Source organism: Nocardia sp. SYP-A9097, assembly GCF_009649815.1.
GTDB lineage: Bacteria > Actinomycetota > Actinomycetes > Mycobacteriales > Mycobacteriaceae > Nocardia.
On record NZ_WJIC01000001.1, the window covers coordinates 1 to 15,520 of the forward strand.

General features: G+C 66.4%; 16 protein-coding genes and 1 pseudogene. 9 read left to right on the top strand and 8 right to left on the bottom strand.

Annotated features, from left to right (window positions below; translation table 11 throughout):
• The 4 genes and pseudogenes from GFY24_RS00005 to GFY24_RS00020 form a co-directional block, all read left to right on the top strand.
• Positions 1-371, top strand: a pseudogene (locus tag GFY24_RS00005) (acetyl-coenzyme A synthetase); the annotation flags it as partial.
• Between the two features lie 282 nt (positions 372-653).
• Positions 654-1,880, top strand: a complete 1,227-nt coding sequence (gene nhaA / locus GFY24_RS00010; RefSeq protein ID WP_375335978.1) for a Na+/H+ antiporter NhaA — start codon at positions 654-656, stop codon at positions 1,878-1,880.
• A 42-nt stretch (positions 1,881-1,922) separates the two neighbouring features.
• A complete protein-coding gene (locus GFY24_RS00015) occupies positions 1,923-2,438 on the top strand; it encodes a phage holin family protein (RefSeq protein ID WP_153802890.1) in 516 nt (171 codons plus the stop codon).
• Positions 2,439-2,470: 32 nt separating this feature from the next.
• Complete coding sequence (locus GFY24_RS00020; RefSeq protein ID WP_375335990.1) at positions 2,471-3,415, top strand: alpha/beta fold hydrolase; 945 nt, start codon at positions 2,471-2,473, stop codon at positions 3,413-3,415.
• 45 nt (positions 3,416-3,460) lie between these two features.
• Here the strand turns inward: GFY24_RS00020 and GFY24_RS00025 are convergent, their stop codons facing one another.
• The 4 genes from GFY24_RS00025 to nth form a co-directional block, all read right to left on the bottom strand.
• Positions 3,461-4,654 carry a MarP family serine protease gene (locus GFY24_RS00025; RefSeq protein WP_153802891.1) on the bottom strand — a complete coding sequence of 398 codons (1,194 nt, stop codon included), beginning with the start codon at positions 4,652-4,654 and terminating at the stop codon, positions 3,461-3,463.
• Entirely contained in the window at positions 4,651-5,364 is a 714-nt protein-coding gene (locus tag GFY24_RS00030) for a CoA pyrophosphatase (protein ID WP_153802892.1), read from the bottom strand. The genes GFY24_RS00025 and GFY24_RS00030 overlap by 4 nt, the downstream gene beginning before the upstream one ends.
• Positions 5,365-5,398: 34 nt before the next feature.
• Complete coding sequence (locus tag GFY24_RS41545; RefSeq protein ID WP_375335979.1) at positions 5,399-5,896, bottom strand: TlpA family protein disulfide reductase; 498 nt, start codon at positions 5,894-5,896, stop codon at positions 5,399-5,401.
• 323 nt (positions 5,897-6,219) lie between these two features.
• The gene (gene nth, locus GFY24_RS00040; RefSeq protein ID WP_309230405.1) at positions 6,220-6,996 is read right to left on the bottom strand and encodes an endonuclease III; all 777 of its coding nucleotides are present in this window, start codon (positions 6,994-6,996) and stop codon (positions 6,220-6,222) included.
• Positions 6,997-7,111: 115 nt separating this feature from the next.
• Between nth and GFY24_RS00045 the strand changes: the two genes are divergently transcribed.
• A complete protein-coding gene (locus GFY24_RS00045) occupies positions 7,112-7,354 on the top strand; it encodes a hypothetical protein (RefSeq protein WP_153802894.1) in 243 nt (80 codons plus the stop codon).
• A gap of 272 nt (positions 7,355-7,626) precedes the next feature.
• Positions 7,627-8,301, top strand: a complete 675-nt coding sequence (locus tag GFY24_RS00050; RefSeq protein WP_019044571.1) for a Crp/Fnr family transcriptional regulator — start codon at positions 7,627-7,629, stop codon at positions 8,299-8,301.
• A 61-nt stretch (positions 8,302-8,362) separates the two neighbouring features.
• Here GFY24_RS00050 and GFY24_RS00055 read toward each other — a convergent pair whose 3' ends face one another.
• The 3 genes from GFY24_RS00055 to GFY24_RS00065 form a co-directional block, all read right to left on the bottom strand.
• Complete coding sequence (locus GFY24_RS00055) at positions 8,363-9,172, bottom strand: MBL fold metallo-hydrolase (RefSeq protein ID WP_153802896.1); 810 nt, start codon at positions 9,170-9,172, stop codon at positions 8,363-8,365.
• Positions 9,173-9,253: 81 nt separating this feature from the next.
• Positions 9,254-9,721, bottom strand: coding sequence for a RidA family protein (locus tag GFY24_RS00060; protein WP_153802897.1), 468 nt, complete (start codon positions 9,719-9,721; stop codon positions 9,254-9,256).
• The gene (locus GFY24_RS00065) at positions 9,721-9,885 is read right to left on the bottom strand and encodes a DUF4177 domain-containing protein (protein ID WP_153802898.1); all 165 of its coding nucleotides are present in this window, start codon (positions 9,883-9,885) and stop codon (positions 9,721-9,723) included. Before GFY24_RS00065 ends, GFY24_RS00060 begins: the two co-directional genes overlap by 1 nt.
• 224 nt (positions 9,886-10,109) lie before the next feature.
• Between GFY24_RS00065 and GFY24_RS00070 the strand changes: the two genes are divergently transcribed.
• Together GFY24_RS00070 and GFY24_RS00075 are read left to right on the top strand one after the other, a co-directional pair.
• Positions 10,110-11,129: an ArsA-related P-loop ATPase gene (locus tag GFY24_RS00070; protein WP_309230229.1), complete on the top strand. Its 1,020-nt coding sequence runs from the start codon at positions 10,110-10,112 to the stop codon at positions 11,127-11,129.
• Positions 11,130-11,131: 2 nt separating this feature from the next.
• Positions 11,132-12,298 (top strand): ArsA family ATPase, encoded by a 1,167-nt coding sequence (locus GFY24_RS00075; RefSeq protein ID WP_153802900.1) that lies wholly within the window; start codon positions 11,132-11,134, stop codon positions 12,296-12,298.
• A gap of 142 nt (positions 12,299-12,440) precedes the next feature.
• Here GFY24_RS00075 and GFY24_RS00080 read toward each other — a convergent pair whose 3' ends face one another.
• Positions 12,441-12,764: a WhiB family transcriptional regulator gene (locus GFY24_RS00080; RefSeq protein WP_067569470.1), complete on the bottom strand. Its 324-nt coding sequence runs from the start codon at positions 12,762-12,764 to the stop codon at positions 12,441-12,443.
• 300 nt (positions 12,765-13,064) lie between these two features.
• Between GFY24_RS00080 and GFY24_RS00085 the strand changes: the two genes are divergently transcribed.
• Entirely contained in the window at positions 13,065-15,431 is a 2,367-nt protein-coding gene (locus GFY24_RS00085; RefSeq protein ID WP_309230230.1) for a transglycosylase domain-containing protein, read from the top strand.
• Positions 15,432-15,520 lie beyond the last annotated feature (89 nt).

Here is a 15,520-nt window from a genome sequence, read left to right on the forward strand (position 1 = left end):
CGGGCCACCGCATCTCCACCGCCGAGGTCGAGTCCGCGCTCGTCGGTCACTCCGGTGTCGCCGAGGCGGCCGTGGTCGGCGCCTCGGATGAGACCACCGGCCAGGGCATTGTCGCCTTCGTAATCCTGACCGCCGAAGCCAAGGACACCGGCGCTGATCTGGTGGCGGAGCTCAAGGCCGAGGTCTCCCGCGAGATCTCCCCGATCGCGCGCCCGCGTGAGATCCACGTGGTGCCCGAGCTGCCCAAGACCCGTTCGGGCAAGATCATGCGCCGCCTGCTGCGCGATGTGGCCGAGGGCCGCGAACTGGGTGACACCTCAACCCTGGTGGATCCCAACGTCTTCGAGGCCATTCGCGCCGGCAAGTCGTAGAGCGCGTTCGACCGACAGCTTCGGCCCCCGCGACCCATCGGTCCCGGGGGCCGTTCGTTTCCGCGCACCTATTACTCCGCGCACGCGGGTGCGCGGTCGCGTATTAGCACCTTCGCCCGCAGGTCGGGCGGCGTGCCCCTGCCGATATGCCGGAATTCGACCGTTAGAATTGCGTAAGGTGTGCCGGGAAGTCTGGTCGGCATGCGGTATGCGCCGACCGCACCTGGTGGACGTCGCACGCCGCTGGTTCAGTCGACCGTACTGCCCCGGAAAGGTGCACCCTTGATTGCCCAGATGCGCTCCGAACTCGCCCGCTATCTACGGACCGAAACCTTCGGTGGCGCACTGCTTCTCATCGCGGCCGCGGCCGCGGTGCTGTGGGTGAACTCCGCGTGGGGCGCGAGCTACACGACGATGATCGACACCCACCTCGACATTCCCGCGCTGCATTTGAATCTGACCCTCGCGGACTGGACCAAGGACGGTCTGCTCGCCATCTTCTTCTTCGTCGCGGGCCTGGAACTCAAACGCGAACTGGTGGTCGGCGAACTCGCCGACCCGAAGCGTGCGACCCTGCCGATTCTGGCCGCCATCGGCGGTGTAATCGTGCCCGCCGCGATAGCCATCGGTATCGGCTGGGGTGTGGAGGGGATGGATCGCGGCTGGGCCGTCCCGGTCGCCACCGATATCGCCTTCGCGCTGGCCGTGCTCGCGCTCACCGGCTCCCGCATTCCGGCGGGCGCGCGGGTGTTCCTGCTGAGCCTGGCGGTGGTCGACGATCTGATCGCCATCATCCTGATCGCGGTGCTGTTCACCACCACACTGAAAATGCTGTGGCTGCTGCTCGCCATTGTGTGCTGTGCGGTGTGGGCGCTCGGACAGTGGAAGCGGATCGGCACGCCGTTCCTCTATGTCCCGCTGGCACTGCTCGCCTGGTACTCACTGCACGAGGCGGGCATCCATCCGACCCTGGCGGGTGTGGCGCTAGGACTGCTCACCCGAGTGCGCCCGGACGCCGACGAAGACGAGCACTGTGTACCCGCGGCCAAACTGGAGCACTTCTTCCAGCCCATCTCCGCGGCCATCTGTGTACCGCTGTTCGCGCTCTTCGCCTCCGGCGTGAAACTGGATTCCAAAGTCTTCTCGGAGCTGTTCACCAACCGGATCTCGCTGGCCATCATCGTCGGCCTGCTGGTCGGGAAAACGGTCGGCATCTTCGGATTCTCTTGGGTCGCGGTGCGTCTGGGCATCGCGCAGCGACCGGACGATCTCGGTTATCGGGACATGTTCGCCCTGTCGGTACTAGGCGCGATCGGCTTCACCGTTAGCCTCTTGGTGGCAGAACTCGCACTGGATGGCGTCGGCGACGGCTCCGAAGTCGAACTGGCGAAAGCAGCGGTGTTGCTGACGTCTTTGGCGGCTTCCCTGGCGGGTTCGGCGCTACTGTTGCGTCGTGGCCGTGCCCACCAGGCACGCCGTGACGAGCGGGCACTGCAGGGACAAGAGTGAGAGCGCACCGGGCAGTCCGGGATATGGAGAAGGGTCGAGCAATTGAGCTTCACACAGGGCGGTAACGGGCGAGACGGGAATCGCACCCGCACCATCACCTCGATTCCGCTGTCCGATGTCGATACGCACGAGTCGGCGACCATCGGCACACTGGTCCGCGACGCGACCGAGCAGATGTCGACGCTGGTGCGCGCCGAGGTGGCGCTCGCCAAGGCCGAGGTGACCGGTGAGGTCAAGAAGGGCCTGCAGGGCAGTGTCTTCTTCATCGGCGCGCTGACCGTCCTGCTGTTCAGCTCCTTCTTCTTTTTCTTCTTCCTCGCCGAACTGCTGGACGTGTGGGTGTACCGCTGGCTGGCGTTCCTCATCGTCTTCCTGCTGATGATCGTGGCCACCGCGGCGCTGGCGCTGCTGGGCTATCTCAAGGTGCGCAGGCTGCGCGCGCCGGAGAAGACCATCGAATCGCTCAAGGAGGCGAAGACGCTGCTGCCCAGCGGTTTCGGCGCCGCGAGTGAGCATTCCGAGGACGCGACAGCCGGTCTCGGCAAGCCGCGGCTGTAGACCTTCGATTACGCTCCCTCGGCGTGTCGTCGATTTCGCCCCCGGATCCGTCCGCAGTCCGCTACGACGGACCGTGGACCCATCGGGATGTGCATGCCAACGGCATTCGCTTCCATGTCGTAGAGGCCATGCCCGCGGGCGGCGTGGTCTTCGCCGACCCGGACACGCCATTGGTGGTGCTGCTGCACGGCTTCGGTGATTTCTGGTGGTCGTGGCGGCATCAGCTGACCGCGCTGGCCGAGCGCGGTTACCGGGCCGTCGCGGTGGACCTGCGCGGCTACGGCGACAGCGACAAACCCCCGCGCGGATATGACGGCTGGACCCTCGCCGGTGATATCGCCGGACTGATTCGCGCGCTCGGGCACACCGAGGCCACGCTCGTCGGCCACGCCGAGGGCGGACTGGTGTGCTGGGCGACGGCGGTACTGCAACCCCGCGTGGTGCGCGCCATCGGACTGGTCAGCTCACCGCATCCGGCGGCGCTCAAGAGCTCCATCCTGCGCGACGGTAAGCAGCGCTCGGCGTGGCTGCCCAATTTCCTGCGCTATCAGCTCCCCCGCTATCCGGAGAACCTGCTCACCACCGATGACGGGGCCGAGATCGAACGCCTGCTGCGCCAGCGCGCGGGCGAACACTGGTCCGGCACAGCCGATTTCGCGGACACGGTACAGCGCATGCGCACCGCGATCCGGATTCCGGGCGCGGCGCACTGTGCGCTGGAGTACCAGCGCTGGGCCTTCCGCAGCCAATGGCGGCCGGACGGTGCGCGTTTCATGGAGACCATGCGCGAACCGATCGGCATCCCGGTGCTGTCCCTCTACGGCGACCGCGACCGCTACATCCTGGCGAGCACCATTCGCCGGGGCCAGGAGCTCTCACCGCAACGCCGCGTGGTGGCCATCCCGGACGCGGGACACTATGCGCACCAGGAGAATCCGGCCGCCGTCACCGCGGAGCTGGCCAAGCTACTGGCTTGACGCTCATCCGTCATCCCGGCCAAAAGCGCGCCGGGATGACGGAGACTAGCTGAGCACGCAGGTGCCGGTGCCCACCTGGGTCGAAACGCTCGCTGCCTCATTCACTTCCGGCCGCACCTCGTCCAGGGTCAGCACATACCCCGTGTCGTCGTCGGTGACGGCAGCGCCGAAGACCACGCCGAGGATATTTCCGTCCGTGTCGACCAGCGGACCACCCGAGTTACCCGCGCGCACCTGCCCGCGCACCGTGTACACCTCGCGCTGCACATTATTGTCGCGATAGATGTTGGGGCCCTTGAGATCCAGGGTCTCGCGCACCCGCGCGGCACTCGCGGTGTAGCGACCACCGCCCGGATAACCGAGCACGATCGCCGACTCACCGGAGTTGGCGGCGGACGGAGCCAGCGGAATCACCGGCGCGTTCAACCCGGGCACCGCCAAGATCGCGACGTCCTTGGACGAGTCGAACAACACCACGTGCGCCTCCATCGACCCGCGCGCGGTATCCACACTGACCGTGCTGGTACCGGCGACCACGTGCGCATTGGTCATGATGCGCTCGGGTGCGACGACGAAGCCCGAACCCTCCAGCTGCCGTTGACAACTGGGCGCGATACCGCGAATTCGCAGCACGCTCGATTGCAGCGATTGCGCCACCGGCAATTGCAGCACGCTGGCATCCGGCGGCTCCACGGCGGCGATCGGCACCCGCCCGAACGGTCCGATCACATCCGGCAGCCCGGAGGTATTGAGCAGGTTGGAGAATTCGTTCGGCACCCGTCGCAGCCAGTCCGGCGCGACATGGTCCACATTCACCAGCACCTGAGAGTTCTTGACCGCGGCCGCGATTCCCGGCTGCGACGAGTTCGCCAGGGGCAGCGCCAGCAACCACGCGGTGGCGAGCACGGCCGCCATCTGCAGGCCCGCGCCGACCACACTGTCCACACTGCGGGTGAACGGATCGCGCATACCGCTACGCGCGGCCCGGCCCAGCACCATGCCCGCGACCTCGCCGACAATCACCAGGGCCACGATCAGCAGCACGCCGACCAGCACCCGAGAACGGCCCTCGCTCAGGTGAATCAGAATGTGCGGGGCGATGAGAATGCCCGCGACCGCACCGAGCACCACACCTAGGAAGGCCAGTGCCGAGGCGACCGCGCCCTGCCGCCACCCGGAGGTGGCCGCGAGCAGCGCCAGAATCAGGATCCCGAGGTCGAGCCAGGCCGAAGAGCTCATAACGTCATCCCTACCGCGGCCAGTGAGGCCTGCAGATCACGCACATCGTGATGGTCCCATTCCAATTCCCACCCGGATACCGCCAATAGTCCGGCGAGCACTCCCCCGGTGAAGCCCCACACCAGCATGCCGTCCACCGCGAACGCCGGACCCATATAGCCGAGCGGATGCCGCACCACGAATCTGTTGGCCGGGTCGACGAGGTCCGCGATCGGCACCCGGACCACCCGGGACGCCTCGTGCTCACTCACCACACCGACCTCGCCGGGGGTACGCCAGTAGGCGACCACCGGTGTCACATCGAACCGCGACGGCGGTACGAAGATCTTGGGCAGCACCGCGATCGGCTCCACGCCGAGCGGATCCAATCCGGTCTCCTCCCGCGCCTCGCGCAGTGCGGTGCCGATGGGTCCGTCGTCGCCGGGCTCCACCCCGCCGCCCGGAAACGCCACCTGCCCACTGTGTGTGCGCATGGTCGCCGCGCGCTGGGTCAGCAGTACATCGGCGTCGCCCGGTAGGCCGCCGAGCGCCTGCGGATCGCCGGTCTCGGAGCCGCTGAACAGCACCAGCACCGCGGCCTCACGGGACCGCACGGCCGCGGAGGCGAAGCGCCGCAATACCGGATTCATCCCGGTCGGATCGGCCGGATCATGTTCGGCCACCGAGCGCAGCCACTCCGGAATGGAGCCCGTAGGCACCTCTAGTCTCATGCCTGCACTCCCAGCTCAACCACAGCACCGGCGCTCACGCCCGCACCCCCAACTCGGCGGCGACGGTGTCGGAAATATCGTCGACGCTCTTGAACGGGCGCACAACGAGTTTCGCCACGGTGCCGTCCGCACGCAACAACACCGAGATCGGCAGCACCGCCGGAGCGCCGACGGCATTGCGCACCTTGGTATCCGGGTCGGCCACCCCGGGCAGATGGATACCGAGCCCGGTCAGCCGGGACAACCCCTTCGCGGTCGCCGGATCACTGTGCACCGTGAGCACGGTGATCGACTCGGACGCGCGGTCCGAGAACTGTTGCAGCAGCGGCAATTCCTCCGCACACGGCCCACACCAGTACGCCCAGAGATTCAATAGCGCGGGCTTGCCCGCGAGCGCGGCGGTCAGATCCATCGACCGGCCGTCGGCGAGACATTCGAGCGTGAGTCCGCGCAATGGACTGTCCCCCACCGCTGCCCCCGAAGGAGTAGAGCAGTCCGCGAGCCCGGCCCGCGCCCGCTCAGCAGCGGACACCGGCTTCGCACCCCCCGACACCGGCGAGCCACTACTCGCGCTATCGCCGGAGCTGGAACACGACGCGATAGCCAGCACGAGCGCGACGCAGATCGCGACAAACCCGCCGCACCGCCGAGAACGGATGCGGCCGAACGAATTCCGGACCGGCGTACGACGAATCACCGCGGGGCCGCGGGAAGGGCGGACCGGATCGCGGCCGATGACCGTGTCGGCGCTGGAGCCCGGGAGCGATTCGGGCGGCCGAGTCCCGGTCCGGTCAGATGCGCCCACGGCGTCGAGCGGCCGTGGGCGAGCGGGGCTTTCGGGCGGAGCCGCAGAACTCACAGGCCCACCATTTCGAGCAGATGCTCGGTCTCCGGACCTTTGACCAGGGCTGCGGCGGTGGCCGGATCGGTCGGCCCGACGCCGTACGACGGGCAGTCCTTCGCCAAAACGCAGGCGCCACAGGCGGGTTTGCGAGCGTGGCAGACGCGGCGGCCGTGGAAGATCACCCGATGCGAGAGCATGGTCCAGTCTTTGCGTTCGATGAGGTCACCGACAATGTGCTCGACCTTCACCGGATCCTCTTCGTCGGTCCACTGCCACCGCCGGACCAGGCGGCCGAAATGCGTATCGACGGTGATTCCGGGCACACCGAAGGCATTGCCGAGGATGACATTCGCGGTCTTGCGGCCGATGCCCGGCAATTCGACCAGCTGCTTCAGCGTGTGCGGCAGCTCGCCGTCATAGTGTTCGACCAGCGCCTGCCCCAGTCCCATCAGCGAATTCGTCTTATTGCGGTAGAAGCCGGTGGGCCGGATGTACTCCTCCAGCTCGGTGCGATTCGCCTCGGCGTAATCGCGGGCGCTGCGGTATTTGGTGAACAGCGTGGGCGTGGTCAGGTTCACCCGGACATCGGTGCACTGCGCGGAAAGGATTGTGGCCACGGCCAATTCGAGTGGCGTGGTGAAGTCGAGTTCGCAGTGCGCGCCGGGGAAGGCCAGCGCCAGTGTGCGATTCATCCGGCGAGCGCGGCGCACGAGACCGGTGTGCGTCTCGTTGGCGCGCGACTTCGCTTTTCCGCCGGTGGGCGCAACTGCGCCAGGGGCAGAGGTCACCTGACTGGGTGGGGAGGCACGCACGCGTCCACCTTACGGAACCGGCAAGCCCCATCAACCGGGCCGAGTACCCGCCGTGTTCCATCTGAGACCTTCGCCGTGTTTACTCCTCCCTATGCAAGGACTCGCTGTGGTGCTGTTTCCGATAGCGCTGATGCTGTTCGCATTGGTGATGGAACGTGTCGAGAACCGGCTTCGCAAGCTGCTCGAGCCGGATCCGGAGGTTCAGCAGTATCTGGATCGAGCCACCAATGCCGAGGTCAGTGACCTCACGAAACTGGGTTTGCCCGCTGCCGCGGCACGTCCGCGGCGCGCCCGGCCAGCGGCCAAGGGCCTGGATGTGGCGCAGGCGAGCTGAGCCGCTTGTACCCGCGGCTGACCGTTTCGCCGGTATTCGGCCCGTCAGTGGCGGTTTCCGATCTTCCTGTATGGGCTTGACGGCGTGTCGCTAGAGTTGAACTTTGCGTGTCGCGAGATCGACGGTGCGTGTCGTGTAATCGGACTCTGCGTGTCGGAGAATGACCCTGCCGCGTGGTGTCTATCACTACCCGGGCGTATTGCAAAGTAGACTGCACTGTCGGCCGAATGCTTCGGTCCAGGACAGAGCCATTTCCCATAAGGAGCACATTCGTGGACGAGGCCCTCGCCAGAGCAGGCATCTTCCAAGGCGTCGAGCCCACCGCGGTGGCGGCTCTCGCCAAACAACTTCAGCCCGTGGACTTTCCGCGCGGCCACGTCATCTTCAACGAGGGCGAACCCGGTGACCGGCTGTACATCATCACCTCCGGCAAGGTGAAGATCGGCCGCCGCTCACCCGATGGTCGCGAGAACTTGCTGACGATCATGGGCCCGTCGGATATGTTCGGCGAGCTGTCGATCTTCGATCCGGGTCCGCGTACCTCGACGGCCACCACCGTCACCGAGGTTCGCGCGGTCACCATGGATCGGGACGCCCTCAAGGCATGGATCGATCAGCGCCCCGAGATCGCCGAGCAGTTGCTGCGGGTGCTTGCCCGTCGTCTGCGCCGCACCAACAACAATCTGGCCGACCTCATCTTCACCGATGTGCCCGGTCGTGTCGCCAAGGCGCTGCTGCAGCTCGCACAGCGTTTCGGCACCCAGGAAGCGGGCGCGCTGCGCGTGACCCACGACCTGACCCAGGAGGAGATCGCCCAGCTGGTCGGCGCTTCTCGCGAAACCGTGAACAAGGCCCTGGCCGACTTCGCGCATCGCGGTTGGCTTCGACTCGAGGGCAAGAGCGTGCTCATCTCCGACTCGGAGCGCCTGGCAAGACGAGCCCGGTAGCAAAAGTTCATACGTGGGGACCGGTCGCCAACCAGAGCTGGCGACCGGCCCCACGTGTTTGCTAACCCTGCGCGCGGATATACGCCAACTGCGCATTGACCGAACTGTGCGCGGCGGGCCACAGCCGCTTGTCCACATCCGCGTACACCTTGGCCACGATTTGCAGCGCCTTGGCATCGGGCCCCAGCTCGGCCAGCGCCGCCCGAACCTGGTTCAGCCGCTCCTCGCGATGCTTGATGTAGAAATCGATGACCGGCAAGGCATCCGGATGATCCGGCCCGTGCGCGGGCAGCAGCACCCGGCCGGGCGCGGCCTCGGCCAGCCGCCGCAGCGACTCCAGGTAATCGGCGAGTGCACCGTCGCGTGATTCGAGCACCGTTGTGCCGGTACCCAATACGGTGTCGCCGGTCAACAGTGCCGCGTCCCCGTCGTCCGGCCCGTCCACCAGGAAGCTCACCGAATCCTCGGTATGCCCCGGCGTGCCGAGCACGGTGATCCGCAGCCCCGCCGCCTCGATGACCTCACCGTCGGCGAGCACCGCGGTGGAGCCGTGCAGGAATTGGGAATCATTGGCGCGCACCGGAGTTCCGGTGGCCTTGACCAGGCGATCGATTCCGCCGGTGTGATCGAGATGGTGATGGGTGACGAGCGTGAGCGCGATCTTCCCGCCGGTCTCGCGCACCAGTGCCTCGGTGTGCTTGCGATCCTTGGGCCCCGGGTCCACCAGCACGTACTCCGTGCTTCCCGGCGCGCGCAGCAGCCAGGTATTGGTGCCCTGCAAGGTCATTCCGCTGGGATTGTCCGCCAGCACGACGGCGGCGGACGGAGTCACTTGCCGCCGTTGCTCATACGCGGGATGAGTGAGGGTCATGCTTCTGTCCTAACTCAGGGAGGGTGGCGGGTCCAGGGTTGAACTCACCACACCCCACCTCTTCCTCGAAAAAGGAAGGCGTCAGCGAACTTCGGCGATGAGTTCGACCTCTACCGGAGTGTTCTTCGGCAGTTCGGAGACGCCGACGGCGGAGCGCGCGTGCACGCCCGCATCACCGAAGACCTCGCCGAGGAAGTTCGATGCGCCGTTGATGACGACCGGCTGATCGTTGTATCCGGGTGCGGAGGCGACGAAGCCGACGACCTTCACGATGCGCACCACATTGTCGAGTCCGACCAGATCATGCACGGCGGCAAGGGCATTGAGCGCGCACAGTTGCGCCGCCGCGGCGGCCTGCTCGGTGGAGACCTCCGCGCCGACCTTGCCGGTCGCGGCGAGTTGCCCGTCGACGAACGGCAGCTGACCGGAGGTGTAGACCAGATTGCCGGTCCGAATCGCCGGAATGTACGCGGCCACGGGCGCGGCCACGGGGGGCAGTGTGAGCCCCAGCTTCTCCAGGTTCTCCGCCCAGGCGGTGGCGGCGGCCATCAGTTCTTGGGTCGCTTCAGGTAGGCGACGTGCTGCTCACCGGTCGGGCCGGGCAGCACCGAGACGAGCTCCCAGCCGTCGGAGCCCCACTGGTCGAGGATTGCCTTGGTGGCGTGCGTCAACAGCGGCACGGTTGCGTACTCCCACGCGGTCACTTCACTCATGCTGTGCATTCTGCCCTGCGCTCCGCTCCGGGCGTGTTCGCGCCCCCCTGTCCCACTTCGCTCCCCCGCTCCACTCAGTCCAGAAGCGGGACGGCCGCGAACATTTGGGCAGTCGCTCTCGGGAAAACCAAATTTCCAGAGTGGTGTATCAGACAGTCGGTGTCTCCTCTGGGCACGAACCAGGAACGAGTTATAGGCTCGCGAGCGTGGGAGTACCGATAGCAGTGCCCGTTTCGGTTGAGCCGGGGGTCGAAGCAGGTTGGCCGGAGCGGGCGGACAAGGCCCGCCTGCATTACGTATCCGGAAAGGGCGGCACCGGGAAATCCACGGTCGCGGCCGCATTGGCACTGGCACTCGCGGCGGGGGGCCGCCGCGTACTGCTGGTCGAGGTCGAGGGCAGACAATCCATCGCGCAGCTCTTCGATCTGCCGCCGTTGCCGCCCACCGAGACTCGCATCGCCACCGCCGACGGCGGGGGTGAGGTACTGGCTCTGGCGCTCGATGTGGAGCACGCCTTCCTCGAGTACCTCGACATGTTCTACAACCTGGGATTCGCCGGCCGCGCCATGCGCCGCGTGGGTGCCATCGAGTTCGTCACCACCATCGCGCCCGGTCTGCGGGACGTCATTCTCACCGGCAAGATCAAAGAGTGCGCGGTGCGCGTCGACAAGGCGGGTAAACCGGCCTATGACGAAATAGTCATCGACGCACCGCCTACCGGGCGGATCGCCGGCTTCCTGGATGTCACCCAGGCCATGGCCGAGATCGCGGGCGGTGGGCCGATCGCCTCTCAGGCCGAGGGTGTTTCGAAGCTGCTGCACTCGCCGCAGACCATGATTCATCTGGTCACGCTGCTGGAGGCGCTGCCGGTGCAGGAGACCGCGGACGCGGTCGCCGAACTCACCGCCAATGATCTGAATATCGGCACGGTCATCGTGAACCGCGCCGATGGGAGCTACCTCCCGCGCGCCCTGCGAGAGAAGGCCGCCGCCGGCGAATTCGACACCGAGGCGTTGCGCACCGGACTCGCCGAAGCGGGAATCACCTTGTCCGAGAACGACTTCCAGGGTCTGGTCGCCGAAACCCTGGAGCACTCCGCCCGCCTGCACGCGCAGGACGAGAACGCCGCCGACCTGGCGCAGGTCGATATCTCGCGGCTCTACCTGCCCGCACTGGCCGACGGCATGGATCTGGGTGGGCTGTACGAGCTGGCCGAAGTTTTGAGCGCGCAGGGAGTTCGCTGACCATGATCGTTCCGGCCGATACCGTCCCCCTGGACATTTCGAAGATGATCGCCGATCCGACCGCCCGCATCGTGGTGTGCTGCGGGTCGGGTGGCGTCGGCAAGACCACCACCGCCGCGGCCATCGCGCTGCGCGCCGCCGAGGCGGGCCGCAAGGTCGTGGTGCTGACCATCGATCCGGCGCGCCGGCTGGCGCAGTCGCTCGGGGTGAGCGATCTCGGAAACACCCCGCAGAAGGTCGAATTGGACGCCGGCGTCAAGGGCGAGCTCTTCGCCATGATGCTGAATATGCGCCGCACCTTCGATGACATGGTGCTCGAGCACACCAGCCCGGACAAGGCGGAGCAGATCTTCGCCAATCCGATCTATCAGACGGTGGCCTCGTCCTTCGGTGGCACCTCCGAATACATGGCCATGGAGAAGCTCGGCCAGCTGGCGAGCAAGCGCGAGTGGGACCTCATCGTGGTCGATACGCCGCCCTCGCGGAACGCCCTGGATTTCCTCGACGCGCCCAAGCGACTCGGCAATTTTTTGAACGGCAAGATGATTCGCGTGATCATGGCGCCGGGCCGGGGCGTGGGCAAGCTGGTGGCCGGCGCGATGAGCCTGGCGCTGCGCGGTGTGTCCACGATCGTCGGCGGACAGCTGCTCAAGGACGCCTCGGTATTCCTGCAGTCCCTCGAATCCATGTTCGGCGGTTTCCAGGATCGCGCGGATCGCACCTACGCCATGCTGTCCCGGCCCGGCACGCACTTCATCGTGGTGGCGGCGGCCGAACCCGATGCCCTGCGTGAGGCGTCGTTCTTCGTGGACCGGCTCTCCACCGACAAGATGCCCCTGGCCGGTCTGGTGCTCAATCGCACGCATCCGGTGCTGAGTTCGCTCTCGGCCGAGCAGGCGCAGGTGGCCGCCGACAAGCTGGTACCCGAGGCATCGGTGAACGGCGAATCCGAGACCCCGGCCGCGCTGGCCGCTGCCGTACTGCGGATTCACGCGCAGCGGGCGGTGACCGCGAAGCGGGAACAGCATCTGCTGCACCGATTCACCGGCGCGCACCCGAGCGTGCCGATCGCGGCGGTGACGGCACTGCCGTTCGAGGTCGCCGATGTCGAGGCGTTGCGCGCGGTCGGTGCGCAGCTGGCCGAGGCGGGGGCCCACAGGTCCGCCTGACGCATTTGCGCCGCAGTTGGCGTAAGTACGCAACCCCCCTGAATCGCGCTGGAGGATTTGCCTGTTCTGCCCGTTCCTACCCCGGAAATGGACCGAGCCCGCAGCTGCGGGCTCGGTCCACTCTGCTTATGGGGGATAGGGGTTACATGGCTACTTTCTGCGTGCGCTGGACCCGGAAGAAATCGGCCCAGGATGTCACCTCGGGATGCTGCTTGAGCAGCGCACGGCGCTGCCGCTCGGTCATGCCGCCCCACACACCGAACTCGACGCGGTTGTCCAGGGCATCGGCCCCGCACTCCATCAGGACCGGGCAGTGCCGGCAGATGGTTGCCGCTTTGCGCTGCGCCGCGCCTCGCACGAACAACTGGTCGGGATCCACTTCCTTGCATCGCGCCTGGGAGACCCAGGCGATCCTCGCTTCGGCCTGCTCCACGTCCAATCGAGCTATCGGGGTAGTCATGTGCATTTAAGTGCCCCTTTGCAGTCCGAACACCGGGTCACGGCGCTCCAGAATCGCGTGTGCAGCGCGCAGATACCCAACCCCACTGCGAACTGCACCACATTCCACTTTGAGTGTTAGCTCTATCACACTGGGTTCTCAATCTAGATAGTGGTGCACGGCCAGCGCAAGACCGTCCTGAGATTTTCTGGTACGTCCGTCCATGCATTCGTTGCCTAAAACCGGGCAGTCGGCATGATTGCGACGAATGGACACCCTTGCCCGGGCGGACGCCGAGCGCCGGAAAGGGCAATTAGGCTATGGGTCGTGCCGATCACACGAACGCTCGCGAGACTGGCCGGCAGCTGTGTCCTGGCCGCCGTTCTCCTCGCCGGGCTGCTGTTTCCACTCGCCGGCGGCTTCGGCTATATCTCGAACCGAGCCGCCGACGCCGTAGACAACGTCTCCGCCGAATTGGTGGAGGGCGCGGTCCCGGCGGTGTCGACCATGGTCGACGCGAACGGGCAGCCGTTCGCATGGCTGTACGAGCAGCGGCGATTCGAAGTCCCCAGCGACAAGATCTCCAACGACATGAAGCTCTCGCTCGTGTCCGTGGAGGACAAACGCTTCGCCGAACACGGTGGCGTGGACTGGCAAGGCACCTTCCGGGCCTTCCTGACCAACACCAGCGGCGGCGAAGTGCAGCAGGGTGGTTCGACCATCGACCAGCAGTATGTGAAGAACTACCTGCTGCTGGTGGTGGCCAAGACCGACGCCGAACGCCGCGCCGCCACCGAGACCACACCCGCCCGCAAGATCCGTGAGATCCGCATGGCGATGACGCTGGACAAGCAGCTCACCAAGGACGAGATCCTCACCCGCTATCTGAACCTGGTGCCGTTCGGCAACTCGTCCTACGGCATCCAGGACGCCGCGCAGACCTACTTCGGCGTGGACGCCAAGGATCTGACCATCGTGCAGTCGGCCATGCTGGCCGGCATGGTGCAGTCCAGCTCCAAGCTGAACCCGTACACCAACCCGGCGGGCGTGCTGGAGCGCCGGAACACCGTGCTGGACACGCTGATCGCCAATATCCCCAGCCGGGCCGACGAATTCCGCAAGGCCAAGACCGATCCGCTGGGCGTGCTGCCCGAGCCCAAGGGCCTGCCGCGCGGCTGTATCGCCGCCGATGACCGCGGGTTCTTCTGCGATTACGCGCTGCAGTACCTGGCCAACGCGGGCATCAGCCGCGACCAGATCGACAAGGGCGGCTACCTGATTCGTACCACCCTCGATCCGGATGTGCAGAACTCGACCAAGGCGTCGGTCACCGCGAACGCGGATCCGAATCTGGACGATATTGCCTCGGTCATGAATGTCATTGCCCCCGGCCAGGATTCGCATCCGCTGCTGGCGATGGCGTCCAGCCGCACCTACGGGCTGGACGGTAATGCGCATCAAACCGTGCAGCCGCAGCCGTATTCGCTGGTCGGCGATGGCGCGGGCTCGATTTTCAAGATCTTCACCACGGCCGCCGCGATGGAGAAGGGGCTGGGCATCAACGCTCAGCTGGACGTGCCCGCGAACTTCTCCGCCAAGGGCATGGGTAACAGTGGCACGCCGGGCTGCCCGGCCGAGACGTACTGCGTCAAGAACGCGGGCGCGTACAAGTCGCCCATGTCGGTGACCGAGGCCCTCGCGACCTCGCCGAATACGGCCTTCGTCAAGCTGATTCAGGCCGTGGGCGTCACCCCGACCGTGGATATGGCGGTGCGCCTGGGTATGCGCTCGTACGCGCAGCCGGGCACCTCCGGGCATGGCAATCAGAGCCTGGCCGACATGGTCAAGGATCAGAACCTCGGCTCGTTCACCCTCGGCCCGGTCGGCGTGAACGCCCTCGAACTGTCGAATGTGGCCGCGACGCTGGCCTCCAGCGGTCGCTGGTGCCCGCCCACTCCGATCAAGGAGGTGGTGGATCGCAGCGGTAAGACGGTGCCGCTCACACAGCAGGCGTGTGAGCAGGTGGTCGATCCCGGGCTGGCGAATACCCTCGCCAACGCGCTCGGCAAGGACGTGGTGTCCGGTACCGGTGCGGGTGCGGCCGGATCGGTGGGCTGGAACTTCCCGCTGTCCGCCAAGACCGGAACCACCGAGACGCACCGCTCCTCGGCCTTCCTGGCGTTCAGCAACTCGTTCGCGGGCTCGGCGTACATCTACGGCGACAGCCCGACTCCGGGCGAGATCTGCTCGTATCCGCTGCGCAACTGCGGCAGCGGCAATCTGTTCGGCGGTAATGAACCGGCACGGACGTGGCTGGGCGCGATGAAGAATGTGCTCGGCAAGTTCCCGCCGCTGGGCCTACCACCGCTGGACGACAAGTACGTGCGCGGTTCGAACAATTCGCAGATTCCGGATGTGATCGGCCAGAACCAGTCCGAGGCGACCGCGAGTCTGATCGCCGCGGGCTTCCAGGTGTCGGTGACCTCGGCTCCCGGTGCGAACAAGGGGACGGTCATGAGCATCTCGCCGGATGGTTCGGCGATTCCGGGCTCGGTGATCACGATCTACGTGAGCGACGGCACCCAGCATCCACTGCCGGCGTCGAATGCCCCGCAGCCGACGGTCCCGGGCATTCAGATACCGGGGCTGCCGCAGCTGCCACCCATCCCGATCCCCATCCCGATTCCGCGATAACGGGATTCGAGTGACGAACTGAGCGTGGCCCCTTGCCGATTGGCGAGGGGCCACGGTCGTTCACCGACCACAAAACGCACGTGGCCCCG